The sequence below is a fragment of the Sagittula sp. genome, from assembly GCF_052825245.1.
In genome coordinates this window covers 1-18,682 of sequence record NZ_JBRBWD010000044.1, presented here as the reverse complement: position 1 = coordinate 18,682, position 18,682 = coordinate 1, and the positions used below count along the sequence as shown (strand labels likewise).

The window sequence follows — 18,682 nt, the reverse complement described above, 5'->3', positions numbered from 1 at the left end:
TGGCCAACGCCCCCGTGTACCGCAAGGCAAGGCGCGCGGAAATGCCCGTGGATCTCGCATCGCCGCACCCATTTTTAACGATCCGGTACAAACTGTTGACATAATTAACCGCCACGAACATTCTCACGTCAAGCGGTCAGAGAACCCGCCATGGACAGGAGGAGTTTCGTGACGTTTGCCGCTCCCTTGAAGGCCGGCCCGGTTGTCGGTCGCGGGCGTTCAATCGCCCGGATGAGCCGCGGGATCGGCCCGTTTCGGTCACCGCGCGCGATCACGGCAGCGGTCGGGTTGCGGTTTGCCCACGTCGTGGTCGATGCGGACGAGAGCGATGTTCCGGCGGGTGCCTTGGACAGTCTCGGGGCAGAGGGCCTTGAATGGCTGGACGTGACCCGTCCGTACAAGCGCTCCGTCCCGCCCGGCTTCGGTATGGCGCTTTGCCAGGCCGCGCGGGTCCAAGACCATTCGCAAAGACAGAAGCCCGACACCGACCGGATGCGGGAGGCATTCGGTTCGTTCGGTTAGGGGCGTCCTGACGTCCACGAAGCGCAACTGGGAGGAGCGTAGGATCATGAGGAACTTCAAGGTGGCAAGGCTGGCAGCCTTGATGGCTGCCGGAACCGGCGCCGGGACCGCGCTGGCGCAGGACGCGCGCGAGTTCCAGGCCGCGCTGGATGTCGACACCATCGCCCAGGAGGCGGACCTGGTGACCTTCTTCGAGGAACAGGGGCTGAAGGTCTACAAACCCGACAGGGAGGCCTTCCGCAACCACATGCTTGGGGTGTTCAGGAACTCCAAGTATTCCGCGGACTGGCCCGAGGGGCTGCCCGAGAAGATCAACGGCCTCTGAGGCCAGACAACGGGGCGACGGCCGTTTCAGCCGGACCCGACACCTTTCACCACCGGGGGCAGGATGGACCGTCTGCGAAAACCAATCGGATGGCTCGGTGCGCGAGCCGAGAACTTTCTCGCGCTGATCCTGGGCGCACTCTTCGTCAGCTTCCTGGTCCAGATCGTGTTCCGCTACCTGCTGAACCTCCCGCTGGGCTGGACGGTGGAGTTCGTATCGATCGCGTGGCTGTGGGGCATCCTGTTCGGATACGCCTTTGTCGTGCGCGAATCCGAGGTGATCCGGCTGGACATCCTCTACAACCTTTTGCCGCGCGGCGGACGGCGGGCGATGGATGTCGTGACCGGGGCCATCTGCGCGGGCATCTTCATCTGGACGCTGCCTTACGTATGGGACTACGTCACCTTCATGGCGATCGAGAAGACCGCCTACATGAAGATCCCCTTCGACTGGGTCTTCGCGATCTACATGCCCTTCGCGCTCTCCGTGATCCTGCGCTGTTTCATCAGCATCTGGCGCGGCATTTCCGGTTCCGGGCCGGCGTTCGACACAACCCAATCGGCCGGAACCCACGATTATGACTGATCCGTTTCTCGTCTCGATCCTGCTGATCGCCTTCCTGGCGTTCGGCGGCCTGTCGATGGGCCTGTCCATGATCTGCGGGTCCTCCGTCTACCTGATCATGAAAGGGTTCGACCCCTCCATCGCCTCAGAGACGCTCCTGCAGGGGCTGTTCAACAGCTACACGCTGCTGGCGATCCCGCTGTTCATCCTCGCGGCCGACATAATGAACATCGGCTCTCTGGCGGACCGGCTGCTGCAGTTTTCGCAGGCGCTCGTCGGGCGGTTCAAGGGCGGCCTGGGACACGTCAACGTGGTGTCCTCGCTGATCTTCTCAGGTATGTCGGGCTCTGCCGTCGCGGATGCGGTCGGCATGGGCAAGATCATCATCAACATGATGACGAAGGACGGCAAGTACACCCCGTCCTACGCCGCTGCGATCACCGCTGCCTCGGCCACGATCGGGCCGATCATCCCCCCGTCGATCCCCATGGTACTCTATGCGCTCGTCTCCGACCAATCGGTTGGCTACCTCTTTGCCGCCGGCATGGCGCCGGGTCTACTGATGGGCGTGGTGCTGATGGTGATGAACGCCGTCATCGCCCATCGCCGCAACTTCTCCGTCGACGAGGTGGTGTCGCTGCGCGACATGCCCGGTGTCACCTTCCGCGCCATTCCCGCGCTGCTTTTGCCGGTCATCCTGTTGGGCGGGATCTACGGCGGCGTGATGACCCCGACAGAGGCCGCCGCCGTGGCTGCCTTTTACGCTCTCACGATCTCGGTCGTGGTCTATCGCTCGGTCAGACTGGGGCAATTCTACGAGACGCTGCTGGCTTCGGCCCGTTCGACGGCGACCGTCGGCATCCTCATCGCAGGGGCGCTGACCTTCCAGTACGTCGTCACCCGCGAGAACGTGCCGGACTCGCTCGCAGCCTTCCTGGGCCAGTACGAGCTGTCCCGCGTCGGGTTCCTGCTGGCCATCAACGCGCTGTTCCTCGTTCTGGGCTGCATCCTGGAATCCGGGGCGATCCTGCTGATCATCGTGCCGATCTTCATCCCGACGGCCCAGTCGCTTGGGATCGACCTCGTGCACTTCGGCGTCATTTGCGTGGTCAACGCCATGCTGGGGCTGATCACGCCGCCCTACGGGCTGCTGCTGTTCATCGTGTCCACGATCACCAAGCAGCCACTGGCCCGGATCGTCCGGGACCTGCTGCCCTTCCTCTTCGCCCTGGTCGTGGCCCTGATGATCATCACATTCGTGCCCGACTTCGTGCTCTGGTTGCCCCGGATGCTGGGCTACAAGGGATGACGCGCATGACACAACCAAAGGTCGAATGCGTCCAGAAAGTCGCCGCCCAACTGGGAGAGACCCCGCTCTGGGACGCGCGTCGCAACTGCCTGTGGTGGATCGACATCGAGCAGCCGACGCTCTGGCGTCTGGACCCCGCCAGCGGCGAAGCTATGGCGCAGGAACAGCCCGGCACCTACTTCGGCTCGCTATCACTGACACGGTCCGACGGTCTCCTGGCCGCGCGTGACCTCGACTTGGTGCTGATCGACCCGGAAAGCGGCGAGGCCAGTTTCTTCGCCACCATCCCCGGCGAGCAGATACCCGCCACACGGCTGAACGATGGCCGGGTCGATACCCGCGGACGCCTGTGGATCGGAACGATGGACAATGGTCTGAGCCAAGGGCTGGGCGCACTCTACCGGGTCGATCCGGACGGCACCGTCACGCGGATGCTGGACGACGTGATCGTGTCGAACGGTATCGCCTTCGATCCGGACGGACGGCACATGTACTTCACCGACACCCGCCGCTACATCACTTGGCGCCTCGCACTTGACGAGGCAGGGGAGACCATCGTCGGGCGCGAAGTCTTCGCCGACTATTCCGCCTCCGGCGACCGGCCGGACGGTGCCTGCGTCGATGCCGATGGCTGCCTCTGGCAGGCCTTCTTTGCCGGTGGCCGGGTCGTTCGCTACGCCCCTGACGGAAGGATCGACCGCGAAATCGCGCTGCCGGTAACCAACCCGACCTGCCTGTGTTTCGGGGGCTCCGATTTCCGCACGCTCTACGTCACCTCGGCCTTCAAGTTCCTGTCGCCCGATCAACTGGACGCCGAGCCGCTGGCTGGCAGCGTCTTCGCAATCGAAGGCGCGGGGCAGGGGGTGCCGGAGAACCGCTTTGCACTTTGACGATCACCAAGGGAGGACATGATGATCCATAAAAGACTCAGGACTTTCGCCTCAGCCGCGCTTGCGGTGGCGATGCTCACGGGGGCCGCGCAGGCTCAGGACAAGATCGAGTTGATCTTTTCCGACGTGAACCCGCAGCAGGCGCCGCGCAACGTGGCCCTCGTCGACATCTTCGCCAAGGAGATCGGCGAAGAGTTCGACTTCAAGCCATACTATGGCGCGACCCTGATGAAGCAGGGCACCGAGCTGACGGGCATTCAGCGCGGCAACATCCAGATGGCCAGTCTGCCGCCCTCCGACCTTGCCCAGCAGGCGCCAGAGTTCGACATCCTTGGCGCAGCCTATGTGATCCGCGACCAGGCGCACCTCAAGGCGGTCTTTGACTCGGAGGTCGGCGAACAGCTGCGCCAGATCGCCCGGGAAAAGCTGGGCGTCGAGATCCTGACCCCACTCTACTACGGCACCCGCCAGGTCAACTTGCGCGGCGACAAGGAGATCAACACCCCCGCCGACATGTCCGGCGTGAAACTGCGGATGCCCGGCGGCGAAAGCTGGCAATTCCTCGGCAAGTCGCTGGGGGCGAACCCGGTTCCGGTCCCCTACGCCGAGCTTTACACCGCGCTGCAGTCTGGCGTGGTCGACGGTCAGGACAATCCGTTGCCCAACGACAAGGAGATGAAATTCTACGAGGTCACCGACCAGATCGTGCTGACCGGCCACAATGTCGGGATCGGCCTCATCCTCGTCTCGTCGCAGGTCTTCGACGCCCTGACTCCCGAACAGCAGGAGCGGATGCGCGCGGCGGCGAAAAAGGCCGTCGCATGGTCGGACGAACAGTACCTGAACCAGGAAGCCGAGCTGATCGAATTCTTCGAAGGTGAAGGGCTCAAGGTGTACACGCCCGATGTCGCGGCGTTCCAGTCCCACGCGCAGGAGCAGTACCTGAACTCTCCACTGTCGAAGTCCTGGCCCGAGGGCATGCTGGACGCGATCAACGGTCTCTGACCGCCATGCCTGTTGCCACACCCGTAGCCGTTCCTTGGCTGCGGTTGCGGATCGCGGCATCCCGCCGCTCAACTTCCTTACCCCATCATGCAAGGACATATCCAATGTGCCCTCCGAATTGCCTTCACGCGGTCTGTGAAAAGGCCACGCGCCGCGGTCTCCTGAAATCCGGCTTCACGCTTGGAATCGCTGCAATGGCAGGGGCCGGCTCCCTTGCCGGCGGCGCCCGTCCTGCGTCTGCGGCGACAGATACCGGTCCCCTCAGTTTCAGCAAGATCACCGACATGAGCCATACGCTCTACGAAGGGTTTCCGACCTTCTCCGGCGAACGGTGGTTCGAAATGGAACGTCCCGTCACCTGGGAAAAGGATCGGGTCAACCTCAACCGCTGGACGCTGATGGAGCACACCGGCACCCACATCGACGCGCCGCTCCATTTCTCCGAAGACGGCAACAGCGTAGACCTGATCCCCGTCGCAGACCTGCTCTGCCCGCTTGCGATCATCGACATCCGCGCCAAGGCCGCCGCGGATGCCGACGCCTACCTGACCCCCGACGACATCGCGGCGTGGGAAGCACAACATGGTGAAATCCCCGAAGGCGCGTGTGTTGCCATGAACTCTGGCTGGGCAGCCCATCTCAAGACAGAGAAATACACGGGCCTCGACGCCGAGGGTAAGAACCACACACCCGGCTTCCACCACGAAGCCGCCCGCTTCCTGATCGAGGAGCGCTCGGTCAGGGGGATCGCGGTGGACACGCTGTCGCTGGACCGCGGCCTCGCTTCAGGTGAGTTCCCCGTCCACTACGACTGGCTGGGCTCCGGGCGATGGGGTGTCGAGTGTCTTGCGTCGATGGACGAGATCGCGCCCTCCGGGGCGTACGTGTTCGTCGGAGCGCCCAAGGTCGCAGGCGGGTCGGGCGGGCCCTCCCGGATCGTGGCGCTCCACTGATTCGATCAGTTATGGACCGCTTCAGAGCGGCTAGACCATTCTGCGGGTGTGCGGAGCGAGCGGTTGTTCCCTGTCGGAGTCCAATTGTCAGGTTGATGGCACCGGCATCGGGGCTCTCTTAAAAGCAAAACGGCGGACCCTTTCGGATCCGCCGTTTTTTAGGGTCACGCTTTCGCGTGTTGGAACTCAGGCCGCTTTCTTCGTGGCCGAGCTCGCCTTTTCCGCGAGACGTTCGGCGTTCTCGGTCGCTTTTTCGGCAATCGCGTTGCCTTCTTCGGACGTCAGTTCGGCAACTGCGGAGCCGGTTTTCTGGCTCTCTTCGCCAAAGGACTGCATGGCGCGTCCGGCAAGTTCAATCTGCTGCTGCATCAAGGTGCTGTAGGCTTGCGCGTAATGCGCCGGTTCGTCCCGAACCTGTGCTGCGTCGCGGAAGTTCGACAGGGCCTCGTTAGCCGTCTCGGACGTGATCTTGATGGAGCGGTGGCCAGCATCGACCATGATCGAGGTGAAACGCTCGTTCATGTTTGCCCATGTCTTGAAAAAATCCTGGTAGTTCTTCGGATCGAACATGCTCTGGATTTCGTTCGATGCGGATTTCTGGTTCTGCTTTGCCATGTCAGGGCTCCTTTCGGGAGTGTTTAGCGTGTCTCTTTGCGTTGAGACACATGTAATGCTGCGGCGCAGCATTACAAGGCGCACCAGTTAAGAGAATCCGGTCTCCGGAGTGCTTTCCGGAACGGAAACGGTAGGTCGGTCTCTCGGAAGTACGGAAGTTTGCGACAGAATCCGCGACAACCCCTCTAAGTAAAATCGTCGACGACGCCGGGGAGGTGGGACAGGAACGCCTCTGTCACGTTCGCGAACTTGTCCCGCTTGGGGACGATGGCCGAGAAATCCTGCGTGATCGCCGGAGAAAACGGCACGATCCGCGTTCCCGCTACGACAGAGGTCCGCGCAGAGATCGTGTTCATCAGCGCGATGCCCAGCCCCTCGGCCACGAAAGAGGCGCAGGAGGATGCGTGCAGCACCTCGCCCACGATCCGCATCTGGATGTTGGCGCGTTCGAAGACGCTGTTGATCTGCGGCCTGATGGCGCCGCTTCGGCCCAGCACGAAAATCCGTTCTCCATCCAGATCGACCTCTCGGATCACCGCCTTGGCGGCGAGCGGGTGGTCCGCAGGCACCACGCAATCCGTGCCGATGGTCACACGGTGGGCCACGGTGACGTCCTGCACCGAAGCGGCGAGGGTGCAGAGACCGAAATCATGCTCACCCCGGGACACCTGTTCGGCGATCGCGTGAGAGGTATCCGTGTGCAGGCTTACGGTCAGATCCGGCAGGTCTGCGGTCACCCGGGCCACCAGCCGCGCCATGAATCCGCTCGACAGGAAGGGCGGGGCGGCGATCCTGTAAGGGTCTGACGGGAAACGACGAATGCGCCGCGCCGCCGCCTCCACATGGTCAAGGCCGAGAAATACCCGCTCCACCTCCGAGACCAGCCGCAGCGCAGCGGTCGTGGCGCGCAGCCTTGGGCCGGATCGCTCGAAGAGCTGCAATTCGAGGGTGGCCTCGAGATCCGCGATCAGGCGGCTTATCGCGGGTTGACTGATCGACATCCGTTCCGCCGCGCCGGTCATGGTCCGGCTCTCCATGAGGTGACGGAAGGCTTCGATCTGACGGAGGGTCACATGTACCACGGTGGGGCGTCTCCGGCCGAGTATAACATCAGTGTATGATAAGATCACTAGTTTGTATTGGACATTATCACAACGGATTGTCAGCCTTTGCAACACCCTGCATCCCTGCGGGGTCACGAAAAACACGTTCCGACAGTGGAGAAGATATGATGAACCGAATGATGGGCGCGCTTGCCGCCTGCGCCGTCGCGGCTGGCCTCGCCGGAACCGCCGATGCCGAAACCCTTCGCCTGTCCAGCCAGGGCAACCCCCCGCACCCGTGGCTCGACGCCGCCGAAACGCTGAAGGCCGAGGTGGAGGCCGCCACCGACGGGCGGATCGAGATCGAGATCTTCCCGGGCGCGACGCTTGGCCGGGATGCCACCGCGCTGGACGAAATGCGCCTCGGCACAATCGACCTGCTGATCGGCGGCACGCAGGAGGCGACCCCCTTCTTCCCCGAGTTCCAGCTCTTCAGCATCAGCTACCTGTTCCCCAGCATCGAGGTCTTCCGCAAGGCGATGGATCCGGAAGGGCCGGTCGTCGGCTACTTCGACCGGGTCTATCAGGACTCGGGCAACGGGCTGGTGCTGCTGGGCCTCACCGGCGGGGGCATCCGCAACCTGTCCAACAACGCGAAGGAGGTCGCCTCCATCGACGATCTGGCCGGCATGAAAATGCGGGTCCCGGGCTCGCGATTGGACGCCGTGATGTGGGAGGCCAGTGGCGCGCAGCCGATCTCTCTGCCCTTCACCGAGCTTTACACCGCCCTCCAGACCGGCGTGGCCAATGCCTTCGAAAGCTCCATCAGCGCCTATGTCGGCAACAAGCTCTACGAAGTGGCGCCCTATCACTCCACGACGCAGCACCAGTTCATGGTGAGCCACATCACCATCAGCCAGATCGCTTGGGATCGCCTTTCGGACGAAGACAAGTCGATCTTCCGAGCCGCCGCAGCCAAGGCCGCCGTGGTCGGGATCGACAAGGGTATCGAGTATGACAGCTCGCTTCTCCAGCCGCTGGTCGACTCCGGTCAGGTCATCCTCTCGGAGGTCGACAAGGCGCCCTTCATCGAGGTTGTCCGCCCGCTGCACGACGAGGTCGCCGAGCAGATCGGGGCCTCCGAAGTTCTCGACGCAATCCGCAACATCGACTGATGGATGCGATCCGGGCGACGGTTTCCTCCCCGCCGCCCGGTGCATCTTCGCCGAAGGGACCGGCCATGCTCACCAAACTGAACTCCGGGATCGAACGCCTGTGCTACGTCGCGGGCGGCACGTTCTTCCTGATCTTCATCCTCTGCGTTCTGTTCCAGATCCTCTCGCGCAACCTGCTGCCGGGCAGCTACGTCTGGACCGATGAGGTCGCGATGTTCTGCTTCGTCTGGAGCGTGTTCCTCGGCGCCGCCGTGGGGTTCCGGAAGGGCGTCCACTACGTCGTGGAAATCCTGCCCGCCCACTTCGAACGCTCCAATCTCGCGCTTGCCCTCCTCGCCCTCGTACTGTGCCTCCCGGTCATATGGGTGCTCATGGTCAACGGCTGGAGCTATGCAGACATGAGCTGGCGCCGCTATTCCTTCTCGCTGGGTTTCCCGATGTTCTACCAGAACGTCGTGATCGCCGTGGCCGGAGCCGCCATGATGCTGTTCGCCATCGAGCTGATCATCCGGACCGCCACCCGGCTGTTCTCTTCCGACCGCTAGGGCCTGACCGACATGATCCCCATCATCACCCTTATCGCCGGCTTCCTGTTCCTGATCCTGCTTCGGGTTCCGATTGCCTTCGCCATCGCGCTGGCCTCGCTTGTCACCGTCCTACAACTCGGTCTGCCGGCGAGTTCGGTGGTCAACCAGATGCTGTCGAACATCAATTCCTTCGCGCTTCTCGCGGTGCCCTTCTTCCTGCTGCTCGGGCGGCTGATGAACGACAGCGGCATCACCGACCGGCTGATGACCTTCGCGCAGTCGATGGTCGGCCACATCAAGGGCGGGCTGGGCCACATCAACGTGCTCGTCAGCATGATGTTCGCCTCGATGTCGGGCTCGGCCGCCGCCGATACCGCCAGCGTCGGCGCCATCATGATCCCGGCCATGAAGAAGGCGGGCTACCCGGCCCCCTTCGCCGTGGCGCTGACCGCCACCTCGTCGACGCTGGGGGTGATCATCCCGCCCTCGATCCTCTTCGTGATCTACGGCGCCTTCGGCAACGTCTCCATCGCGGGCCTCTTCATGGCGGGCATCCTGCCCGGCATCCTGATCGCCTTTGGTCAGATGGGATACACCTACTACGTCGCCTCGCGGCACGGGGTGGTGAACACCGTGCGGATCCCGTGGAAGGAGCGAGGAGACACCGCCAAGCGCGCGGCCCCTGCGCTGCTTATCCCGCTGATCATCCTTGGCGGCATCACCAGTGGCATGTTCACCGCCACCGAAGCCTCGGCCATCGCCGCGCTCGTCGGCCTGGTGCTGGCCGTCGCGATCTACCGCACGGTGAATCCGCGCGCGCTCTTCGGAATCCTCTGCGAAACGGTCGTGGCCTACTCGCTGCCGATGTTCGCCGTGGCCGCTGCCGGCATCATGGGCTGGCTGATCTCCTACCTCGGGGTTGCACGTGAAATCGCCGAGTTCATCTCGTCCGTTTCGCAGAAGGACTGGGGCGTGCTGATCATGCTGATGATCTTCAGCCTGATCGTCGGCACCGTGCTCAGCCCGATGACCGCGGTGATCATCTTCCTGCCAATCATCAAGGAACTGGGGCTGGTCGCGCAGATCCCCGACATCCACCTCGCCCTCGTGGTCTGCCTGTCGCTGGCCATTGGCCTGACCACGCCGCCCTACGGCATCTGCCTGCTCATCGCCGCACAGATCGGCGAGGTCGACATGCCCCGGGCCTTCCGCGCCGTGCTGCCGATCGTGCTGATAACCGTCGGGATCATCCTGCTGGTGATCTTCCTTCCGTCGGTCTTCATGTTCCTGCCGAAGACCTTCTTCCCGGAAGCCTTTCCAACAAACTGAAAACCAAGACGGCTTCCGGGCCGGAGGAGACACTATGAAAGCAACTGTTGTCGGGGGCGGCCCCGTCGGCCTGACCTATTGCGCGCTGCTGAAGCAGGCGGGGCATGACGTGCGGCTCTGGTCGCAAAGCCGGAGTGGGTCCGGGGTGGAGCATTTCACCGGAGAGATCGAGGGCGACCACCGGATCGAGCAGGTTGCCGGAGCCGAAGAGGCCGCCGCCTTCGCCGAGGTTCTGGTGATGGCCCGCTGCGCGCAGGGCAATCGGGCGGCGCTGGATGCGCTGGTGCCGCACCTTCGCCCCGAGCAGGTGGTGATCTTCAGCGCGGAACTGTCCTATGCCTCGGTCTACCTGCGCGGGGCCATTGCCGCTCAGGGCCGCTCTGTCCGCACCGTTTCGTGGTCGACGACCGTGCCCACGGCGCAGCGCAACGACGGCGGTATCCGCGTAGGCACACTGCGCGACACGGTCGACATGGCCAGCGCGGGGTTCGAGGACGCCGAAGAGGCCACTGCGCTCTGCGTCACACTCTTCGGCCCCCGCTTCCGGTATGTGGGGGATGTCCTGCGTATCGGTCTGAGCAACCTCAACCCGCAGATCCACCTCGCCAATGCCATCGCGAACCTCACTCGCATCGAGCGCGGCGAGTCCTGGGAGAACTACGAGTGCATCACCCCCGCCGTGGGACGGTTGATCGAGGACCTCGACACGGAACGGCTGGCGCTGGCGGAAAGCTACGGGTTCGAGGTCCGCAGCGTGCATGACCACTACCTGATGACCTTCCCCGGCCTGACCCCGGGCACCGTCTCCGAGATGGCCGGGCAGGTCTTTCGGCGCGCCCCCGGAACGCTGGGCCCCCGAAGCCTCGACACGCGCTACATCTGGGAGGACGTGCCTTTCGGGCTTGTGCCGCTTTGCGCACTTGCCCGGGCGAAGGGCGCCCCGATGGAGTTGCATGAGGCCGGGATCAGGCTGCTGTCGGGCTACCTCGGCGCGGACTTCCGCGCGAAGAACGACATGCTTTCGGAGGTGCTCGAGGCCCTCTGACAGCGCCTTGATCTGAAGACAGGTGTCAAAGCCCTGGCCCGTGGCAGCACTGCCGCGGGCCTTTTCTTCGTTCCAAGAGGAGGGCAGGGGCGAAGAGTTACGGGCCTTTCCTGTCGAGGCGCAGGACATCGGCTGGCCCGAGCCCCGTGTCCCCATAGCGGCTCCCCTGTGGCGGACCGTCCTCCGGAAACGCGACGATCCCGCCCCGGACGCAAGGACCGGGACGGGATCTGCCTTCGTTCGGAACCTGCGTTCCCTAGTACAGCAGGTTCGGAAGCCAGAGCGCGAGCTCCGGCACGGAGATCATCAGCCCGATCATGACCATCAGGGCCACGATGAAGGGGGCGACCCCGATGAACACGTCCTGCAATTCACCCCGTCCGCGGATCCCGTGGACCACGTAGCACAGCATGCCGATGGGCGGCGTCAGCACCGAGGTTTCGGCGACCAGCACCATCATGACCCCGAACCAGATCGCATCGTAGCCCAGTCCCACGACGATGGGCGTCACGATCGGGATGGTCAGCACGATCATCGCGAGGGTGTCCATGAACATCCCCAGCACGAGGTAGACGCAGAGGATGACCAGCAGGGTGGCAAGCGGGCTCCAGTCCAGTCCGCTGACGAAGGTGTTGACCGACGAGACCAGCCCGGTCGCCCCGATCACGAAGTTCAGCAGAAAGGCCAGCAGGGTGATGAGGATCATCATCGACGAGGTGCGAATGGTGCCGATGAAGACCTCGACCAGCATGGGCCAGCTCAGTTCGCGGTACATGGCCGCCAGCCCGAGGGCCGCGATCACGCCGATGGATGCGGCTTCGGTCGGGGTGGCCCATCCGGCGTAGATCGAACCGATCACCACGAGGAACAGGCCCAGCGGCGGCGCGAGGTCCGGGATGCTACGCCACAGCCGCTCGCGCGACATGGGCGCCTTCTGGCCGCCCCATGACGGCACGATCAGACACAGGGTCAGGATCGTCACCACGAAGATCAGCGCAAGCAGGATGCCCGGCACCAGCCCGGCGACGAACAGGCGCGGAACGGAGGTGTCGGTCAGGAAGCCGTAGATGATCATGTTGATGGAGGGCGGGATCAGGATGCCCAGCGTCCCGCCCGCGGCAAGGCTGCCGAGAAAGAGCCGCTCGTTGTAGCCGTGCCGATCCACCTGCGGCATCGCCGTCGTGCCGATGGTGGCGGCCGTGGCCACACTGGACCCGGAGGTGGCCGCGAAGAGCGCGCTGGCGCCGATGTTGGCGTGCATCAGCCCGCCGGGCAGCCAGCCGATCCAAGCGGAGACGCCGCGATACATGCGGTCCGCCATCTGCGAGCGCAGCATGATCTCGCCCATCATGATGAACATGGGGATGGCGATCAGAACGAAGTCGATGCTGTGCGACCACGCGATCTCTCCGAAGGCGCGCTGCAGCGGGAAAGAGGACAGGGCCAGATCGAGGGCAACCGCCAGCAGCCCCAGCACGGCGGCAATCGGCAGGCCCAAGGCGATCAGCAGGAAGAGGAGAAAGAGTGCCAGTTGCATGTCACATCCTTTTCAGCGCGCTCTCGGAGGCGCCCAGCCGCGCGGCCAGCGCGTAATCCCGCCGCAGCATCGCCACCACGAGGTCGAACAGAAGCACCAGGAGGCAGATCAGGAAGAAGATCAGGCCCATCAACCAGAGCGACTGCGGGATCCAGAGCGGCGTGTTCAGCGGCGTGCTGGCCCGTGCGCCAAGGCGCAGGGACTCCAGCAGCGTTCCGGTCGCATGGCGGACGAGGATCCCGATGATCCCGGCAAAGGCGCCCATGGCGACCACATCCAGAACCCGCTGCATCTTCATGGGCAGCCGGAGGTAGACGAGGTCCACCCGGATGTGGGCGCGCATGAACAACGCCTGCGCAAAGCCCCAGGCCATGGCAATGCCGAAGGCGTAGCCCGCCAGTTCGTCGACCCCGATGATGCTGTGACCCAAAAGCCGTCGGGCCAGAACCTCGAAGGTCATGAGGGCAGCGGACCCCAAGAGAAGGACTCCGCTGCCGATTGCCGCGATCCGAGCGAGCCGTGCAAGCTTGTCGGAAGGCAGGGAAGACGGGGAGCCGCTCACTGCGCGGCTTCGAGCTCGATGTCGACAACCGCGCCGACCGTCTCGTTCCAGCGTTGTACGCAGTCTGCACCGCAGGCGGCGGTGAACTCTGCCATAACGTGCTCCGCGACAAGGATTTTGAGCGTCTCGCGGTCGGCATCGCTCAGGTCCACGAGGGTCATGTCGGCCTTGGTCAGGTTGCGCGGCGCGGTCGATTCGGGAACACAGCGATCATCGCCGACCGAGCACCAGATGCCCTGATCGGTGGCGATGCGGGCCATCTCCCAGCCCACGGGCTCCAGCTTGGTCTCGATCTCTTGCTCAAGGAACGCGCGTACCTCGGGGTCGAGCCCGTCCCACCTGTCGGCATTGGCAACGATGAAGTTCACGCCCCAGCCGAGGGTGATGGGGAAGAGGTGCGTCGCGACGTCGTTCCACTTGGCATTGTTGCCAGAGTTGCTGCCGGTGATCGCGCAGTCGATGACGCCCCGCTGCATCGCCGGGACAACCTCGCTGAAGGACATGGTGACAGGGGTGCCGCCGGCGGCGGCAATCAGGGCCGAGGTGGTGGTCGAGAAGACCCGGATCTTCTTGCCGGCCAGATCGTCCAGTCCGGAAACCTCGGTCGCGCACCACAGCACCTGCGCGCCGGTCGGCCAGAAACCAAGCGGCACAACGCCGAACTGATCGCGATACCGCTCTTCCAGCACCGGACGGTACGCTGCGATCACCTTCTGAAGCGTATCGAGATCCTGCGTCAGACCGGCAAGGTCGATAGCGTCGTTCTCGGGAAGCTCTCCCGAAATCAGCGTCGTGCTGCCGGCCACGATGTCCGCCACGCCGGACCCCGCGAGGCGCATCAGTTCGGGGCCCTTGGCGCCGAGGTCGGTCATGCTGACGGCATTCGCCGTGATCTTCTTGCCGCTGTCGGCGGGTACGGTTTCCTTCCAGAACGGCTCCAGCACGTTTGTCCAGTTCGGCGAGTTCACCGGCGAGCCGATGACGGAAAGCTCTGTTTCCGGCAGATCCTGAGCCGAGGCCGCGAAAGGCAGGATAAGGCAAAGGGCTGCGCCGCAAAGATATTTTGAGATTGTCATTGTCGATTTTCTCCGCTGTCGGGTTTTTCGTTTTCGTTTTCGTTTTCGGGTTCTTCTTTGCACCCCTTGTCACCGGGGTTTTCAAATTCGCCCCGGGGCGAGGCCGGGCGTCCGCCGCCCATGCCCGCCACGGGGCGGGACACTCAGACGGTGGCCTGCTTCATTTTCCCATGGGAAAGACCCCTGTCAGGGGCGGCGATGTTCAGGCGGATCATGTCGCGCAAGAGCTGGACGATCGCCATGGAACTTTCGCCTTCCGCACCGTCGACGATGAACCGCGACGTGCAGTAGCGCATTTCCCAGCCGCCGGCGTCCAGGCAGGCCCGCAAAATGCGCTTTTCCAGTTCCGGATCCTGAAGCAGCTCCTTGTCCTTGAGCAGGAAACCCAGCATCGCGGCGATGCCGTAAGCCCCCCAGTTCGAGATCGACGCTGGCAGGAAGATATCCGTTGCGGTGACGGTGATCGCACCGCCCGGCTTGTCGGTCTGCGTTTCGCGCCCGTAGGGATGGAAATCCTGCATGAAGGCGTGAATCCGGCCAAAGCCGATCTCATTGCCGTTGTCGCCGATGCCGATGCTCAGGACCCCGCGCTCTGTCGCCTTGTCGAAAAGCGGGGCGACGTTCACGCAGTTTTTCGGCGCGACGCCGGTCGAATAATGCACGATGCCGCTTTCGTTCGGGCCAAGCCGTTCGATCGAGATGATCGCCTTGGCCTGCGTCCGCTCCAGCAGCTCATCGGCCCATGCGTCGATCTCGCTCTGGTCTTCGGGGGCGGTCACCATCGCGGCGCCCATCCGGCGGGTGGTGGCAAGCTCGTAGTCCCGGATCATGATGCCCGCGGCATTGGACGAGGCGATCACCGGCGGCGCATGGCAGACTTCGGAAACGTAGACCGGCACCGCCTTGAGGCCCCAGTAGAGGGCGCGGGCCAGCGCCACGGCTCCCGGCGGTCCGTCGCTTTCGCCGTTGGGGACTTCGGGAGCGTAGCCGGCACCGGTGACGATCAGCACGACATCGCCTTCGCCGACATGCTCGACAAGGGCCTCGGCGGCCCGGGCACTGATGGGCCGACCACCGCCCTCGCGCCGCGCCTCTTCGTAGATCGGAGCAATGATGTTGTGATTCATGCCGCGGTTCCGCATCTCCACGGTCACCAACCGATCAACGTATTCTCCCATGATATCAGCCATATAAGACCGACCTCCTTCCAGTTTTGATTTCCGGAAGCCTAGGCAGGAGGGCAGGGCGCTGGCGAATCGAATTAGGGCATGAGCCATAACAAATCATTATGGGGTTGCTCTCCTCCTGCAGTTTTGTTCTGACTTATCCATGGACTGCATGCCGCCACAGGAGCGCCCGTGCACTATCTGAACCACCGGCAGATACTGGCATTCCGGGCCGTCATGATCGGCGGCGGCATGACTGCGGCCGGACGGATCCTGCACATCAGCCAGCCTGCGGTGACCCGTCTCGTGCGCGATCTGGAACAGGATCTCGACCTCGTGCTGTTCAACCGCAAATGGTCCGGCGTGCAGCCCACCGCCGAGGCCATCGAGCTTTTCCGCGAAGTCGAGAAATATGTGGGCTCGCTCGAGCGGGTGCGCGACAGTGCCGACCAGCTGAAGAAGAAGCAGGGCCAAAAGCTGCGGATCGCGGCCATGTCCACGCTGTCCGTCGGGGCGCTGCCCGAGGCGATCCGTCGCTTCCGCGAGAGCTATTCGGATACGAAATTCTTCATCCACTCCGACAACTCCGTGCATATTCTGGACGCCCTCCAGAGGGACGAGTTCTCGCTTGGCCTCTGCCGGGTGCCGCCGGAACGCTCGGACCTCGAACATCTTGAAATGCCCGTGTCTTCAGCCGTTTGCCTGCTGCCGAAGACCAATCCCCTCGCCAAACGCGACGCGATCAGGGTCGAGGATCTGGACGGCGAACCCTTCATCTCTCTGGGGGTCAGCAGCCTGCTGCGGATGCAGATCGAGGCGGTCATGGAACGCGCAGGTGTGCGCCCGGGCGCCACGATCCAGACGCTCTATTCCAACACGGTTTCAAGCTATGTGTCGTCGGGTCTGGGCATATCGGTAACCGATGTCTTCTCGATCATGCGCGCGGATCTGTCCAACGTAGCCGTAAGGCCCTTTACCCCCGACATTCCCTTCCGGTTCTCCGCCGTCTTCCCGCGCTTTGATCGCCCGCCACAGGCCGACGCGTTCGCGACCATGTTTCACGCGGTCATCGATGAGCAGGTGAAGGGCGTCTCGGATCTGTTCAAGGGCGCGTATGCGTCCTGACCCTAAACTCGATCGCGCCGCATACCCCTTGGCAACCGATTCAAACGACTGGCAGACCAAGCCCGATAGGTGAACAGAAACGTTTGCGACACTACCTGTTTTTTCCCGTCGCTTCGCGCACCGCGCGCTCGATGGTACCGCCTAGAATGCCCAGTCCGTCGGCATGATGGGCAGGCAGTTGCGGAGCTACGATCTCGCAGGTGCCGCGGTTGCCCAAGAAATGAGCATAGACGACATTTTTTAACCTGCTGTTTAGCAGCTTCAGCTTCGTCCGCGCCCACGACGATTGACGCCACGGCGCAGCATCACGGCACCGGGCCCATGGTAATTGGCTATGGTACCCCTTGGGTTTCACGGAAGAAGGGATTGTCGGCGTTCTTGAGGCTACAGATATTTCCGTCAGGATCGGTAAATGAGCCAGTGGTTCCCCAGCTATGATGCTTCGTTTCAACGTTGATCGCTTGTGCCTCCAACATGCTCGCCACAGCGGCGACGTCAGGGACGTTGAACCGTAATATCGTCGGGTTCTCGGATCGAGCCTTCCGTCGGCCTTAGGCAGTGCCTCCTCCCTCAATCATGAGGTATCCGGCTCCGAAACGAAGGCAGCAGAGCCGTTCTTTCTCGTACCACAACGGTAGGCCGAGCGTTTCACGATAAAAGGCGACGCATTCCTCGAACTTCTCGGTGAAGAGGATGATCCCGTAGCATTCCACGTGATCCGCAAGGGTTTCTTGCTTCGTAGCCAGACCCATACTTCTGAGAGCCCCCTTTTAGAAGTCAATTCATTTCCGTGGCAAACCGTATCTGTACCGCTCCCCAACCTCGGGCTGCAGGAATCTGGATTTTCCCGGCTCTTTCACGATGGCGGGTCGGTAACGCCATCGGTACAATGCATGGAAATCGGGACGTTGTGTACGATCGCGCTGTGGGGTCGGTTTTCGTTGTAGTGTCTACGCCAATCTTCCAGCTTTTCCCGGGCGTCGGCAAGGCTCATGAATCAACGCGCGTTCAGGCAATCGGACCGGAGCTTGCTGTTGAAGGTGAGGAGGGATCAGCAAACAGTCCGGTGGACTGTTTGTCCCGACGCAAGATGAACCCGTTCTCGGTCGGCTGTCCGGGCCGCGAGAAGTTTAGGTGACGCCTTTGGCTTAGGCCCAGAGGTCGAGGTCCTGAGACACAAATTCGTTGCCGTTGTCGAAACGACTGCTCTTCGGGTCGCCAACCTTGGCGCAGACCTTCTCGAGCGTCTGAACGAAGTCCTCGCCCCGGTAGGTGAAGCGGGGATCTGCCGCCGGACACAACCTGAAATGGGTATCCACAATCGTCAGAATGCGGAGCTTCTTGCTCATGGCGAGTTGATCATGCACAAAGTCCATCGCCCTAACATCTTTCGGACCGACGGCTTCCTGAGGATCTTCCCGAAGCTTCGCTTTCACCCGACGCTTCGGGTGCTTGTTGTGCAGCTGAAGGTCTAACGCGTAGTAAATCCCCCGGGTCGTCTTCATGTCGATCACCAATCGCTCGCGTCGCAGCAGGGCATCCACGCGGCCATAGCCTTACCGTAGGCGTGTCAAGAAAATCTCCTTGATCCGCCTCTCGACGGCAGCCTGATGCGTCCGCCGGGACTTGTAGTGGTAGCTGGACGTGTCGAAGCAGATGGCCCCACAGGTTCTCCGGATCGACACGCCCCAGTCGACGCACCACATCCCGGCCACGATCTCTCGCAGAGACGGGCAGGCTTCAGAGTTTTTGCCGAATGACGTCCTGCAACATTTTGAACCGCGCCGGGTTTGCCGGAGGCTGATTTGTCTTAGTTACGCGGCCATGCCTGATGTTTCCCGAGCAGCGTAGAAGTTTGCCTCGGCCTCTGCGGGCGGAATGTTCCCGATGGGTTCGAGAAGGCGGCGATTGTTG

The 18,682-nt window shown here is 63.0% G+C and carries 18 protein-coding genes and 1 pseudogene; 12 read left to right on the top strand and 7 right to left on the bottom strand.

Translation table 11 applies throughout. The features are described 5' to 3' along the window. Positions 1-168: 168 nt before the first annotated feature. The 7 genes from ACU0DV_RS19085 (at position 169) to ACU0DV_RS19055 (ending at position 5,568) form a co-directional block, all read left to right on the top strand. Complete coding sequence (locus ACU0DV_RS19085) at positions 169-522, top strand: hypothetical protein (protein WP_446269850.1); 354 nt, start codon at positions 169-171, stop codon at positions 520-522. Between the two features lie 46 nt (positions 523-568). After that, positions 569-847, top strand: coding sequence for a hypothetical protein (locus ACU0DV_RS19080; RefSeq protein WP_446269849.1), 279 nt, complete (start codon positions 569-571; stop codon positions 845-847). A 63-nt stretch (positions 848-910) separates the two neighbouring features. Beyond that, positions 911-1,432: a TRAP transporter small permease gene (locus ACU0DV_RS19075; RefSeq protein WP_446269848.1), complete on the top strand. Its 522-nt coding sequence runs from the start codon at positions 911-913 to the stop codon at positions 1,430-1,432. Then, the gene (locus ACU0DV_RS19070) at positions 1,425-2,720 is read left to right on the top strand and encodes a TRAP transporter large permease (protein ID WP_283983843.1); all 1,296 of its coding nucleotides are present in this window, start codon (positions 1,425-1,427) and stop codon (positions 2,718-2,720) included. The genes ACU0DV_RS19075 and ACU0DV_RS19070 overlap by 8 nt, the downstream gene beginning before the upstream one ends. 5 nt (positions 2,721-2,725) lie before the next feature. Further along, on the top strand, positions 2,726-3,610 hold the full coding sequence (locus tag ACU0DV_RS19065; protein WP_446269847.1) for an SMP-30/gluconolactonase/LRE family protein: 885 nt from the start codon (positions 2,726-2,728) through the stop codon (positions 3,608-3,610). Positions 3,611-3,631: 21 nt separating this feature from the next. Continuing rightward, complete coding sequence (locus ACU0DV_RS19060) at positions 3,632-4,615, top strand: sialic acid TRAP transporter substrate-binding protein SiaP (protein WP_446269846.1); 984 nt, start codon at positions 3,632-3,634, stop codon at positions 4,613-4,615. Positions 4,616-4,899: 284 nt separating this feature from the next. Beyond that, positions 4,900-5,568, top strand: a complete 669-nt coding sequence (locus ACU0DV_RS19055; protein WP_446269845.1) for a cyclase family protein — start codon at positions 4,900-4,902, stop codon at positions 5,566-5,568. A gap of 186 nt (positions 5,569-5,754) precedes the next feature. Here ACU0DV_RS19055 and ACU0DV_RS19050 read toward each other — a convergent pair whose 3' ends face one another. Beyond that, the gene (locus ACU0DV_RS19050) at positions 5,755-6,183 is read right to left on the bottom strand and encodes a phasin family protein (RefSeq protein WP_446269844.1); all 429 of its coding nucleotides are present in this window, start codon (positions 6,181-6,183) and stop codon (positions 5,755-5,757) included. A 185-nt stretch (positions 6,184-6,368) separates the two neighbouring features. Further along, on the bottom strand, positions 6,369-7,265 hold the full coding sequence (locus tag ACU0DV_RS19045) for a LysR substrate-binding domain-containing protein (protein WP_446269843.1): 897 nt from the start codon (positions 7,263-7,265) through the stop codon (positions 6,369-6,371). Between the two features lie 149 nt (positions 7,266-7,414). On the opposite strand from ACU0DV_RS19045, the gene ACU0DV_RS19040 reads away from it, so the two are divergent. From ACU0DV_RS19040 to ACU0DV_RS19025, 4 genes are all read left to right on the top strand, one after another. Continuing rightward, positions 7,415-8,401 (top strand): TRAP transporter substrate-binding protein, encoded by a 987-nt coding sequence (locus tag ACU0DV_RS19040; RefSeq protein ID WP_446269842.1) that lies wholly within the window; start codon positions 7,415-7,417, stop codon positions 8,399-8,401. Positions 8,402-8,466: 65 nt separating this feature from the next. Beyond that, entirely contained in the window at positions 8,467-8,946 is a 480-nt protein-coding gene (locus ACU0DV_RS19035) for a TRAP transporter small permease (RefSeq protein ID WP_100931265.1), read from the top strand. 12 nt (positions 8,947-8,958) lie between these two features. Then, on the top strand, positions 8,959-10,257 hold the full coding sequence (locus ACU0DV_RS19030) for a TRAP transporter large permease (RefSeq protein ID WP_283983836.1): 1,299 nt from the start codon (positions 8,959-8,961) through the stop codon (positions 10,255-10,257). Between the two features lie 34 nt (positions 10,258-10,291). Next, the gene (locus ACU0DV_RS19025) at positions 10,292-11,302 is read left to right on the top strand and encodes an NAD/NADP octopine/nopaline dehydrogenase family protein (RefSeq protein ID WP_446269841.1); all 1,011 of its coding nucleotides are present in this window, start codon (positions 10,292-10,294) and stop codon (positions 11,300-11,302) included. A gap of 256 nt (positions 11,303-11,558) precedes the next feature. On the opposite strand, the gene ACU0DV_RS19020 is transcribed toward ACU0DV_RS19025, so the two are convergent. From ACU0DV_RS19020 to ACU0DV_RS19005, 4 genes are all read right to left on the bottom strand, one after another. Further along, the gene (locus ACU0DV_RS19020; RefSeq protein ID WP_446269840.1) at positions 11,559-12,839 is read right to left on the bottom strand and encodes a TRAP transporter large permease; all 1,281 of its coding nucleotides are present in this window, start codon (positions 12,837-12,839) and stop codon (positions 11,559-11,561) included. 1 nt (position 12,840) lies between these two features. Continuing rightward, positions 12,841-13,317: a TRAP transporter small permease subunit gene (locus ACU0DV_RS19015; protein WP_157815093.1), complete on the bottom strand. Its 477-nt coding sequence runs from the start codon at positions 13,315-13,317 to the stop codon at positions 12,841-12,843. Between the two features lie 80 nt (positions 13,318-13,397). Beyond that, a complete protein-coding gene (locus ACU0DV_RS19010; protein WP_446269839.1) occupies positions 13,398-14,477 on the bottom strand; it encodes a TRAP transporter substrate-binding protein in 1,080 nt (359 codons plus the stop codon). 143 nt (positions 14,478-14,620) lie between these two features. Then, positions 14,621-15,667: a glutamate cyclase domain-containing protein gene (locus tag ACU0DV_RS19005; protein WP_446273562.1), complete on the bottom strand. Its 1,047-nt coding sequence runs from the start codon at positions 15,665-15,667 to the stop codon at positions 14,621-14,623. A gap of 168 nt (positions 15,668-15,835) precedes the next feature. On the opposite strand from ACU0DV_RS19005, the gene ACU0DV_RS19000 reads away from it, so the two are divergent. Beyond that, positions 15,836-16,768 (top strand): LysR family transcriptional regulator, encoded by a 933-nt coding sequence (locus tag ACU0DV_RS19000; RefSeq protein WP_446269838.1) that lies wholly within the window; start codon positions 15,836-15,838, stop codon positions 16,766-16,768. A gap of 856 nt (positions 16,769-17,624) precedes the next feature. On the opposite strand, the pseudogene ACU0DV_RS18995 reads toward ACU0DV_RS19000, so the two are convergent. Continuing rightward, positions 17,625-18,544: pseudogene (locus ACU0DV_RS18995) on the bottom strand (integrase core domain-containing protein); the annotation flags it as partial. Between the last annotated feature and the right edge of the window lie 138 nt (positions 18,545-18,682).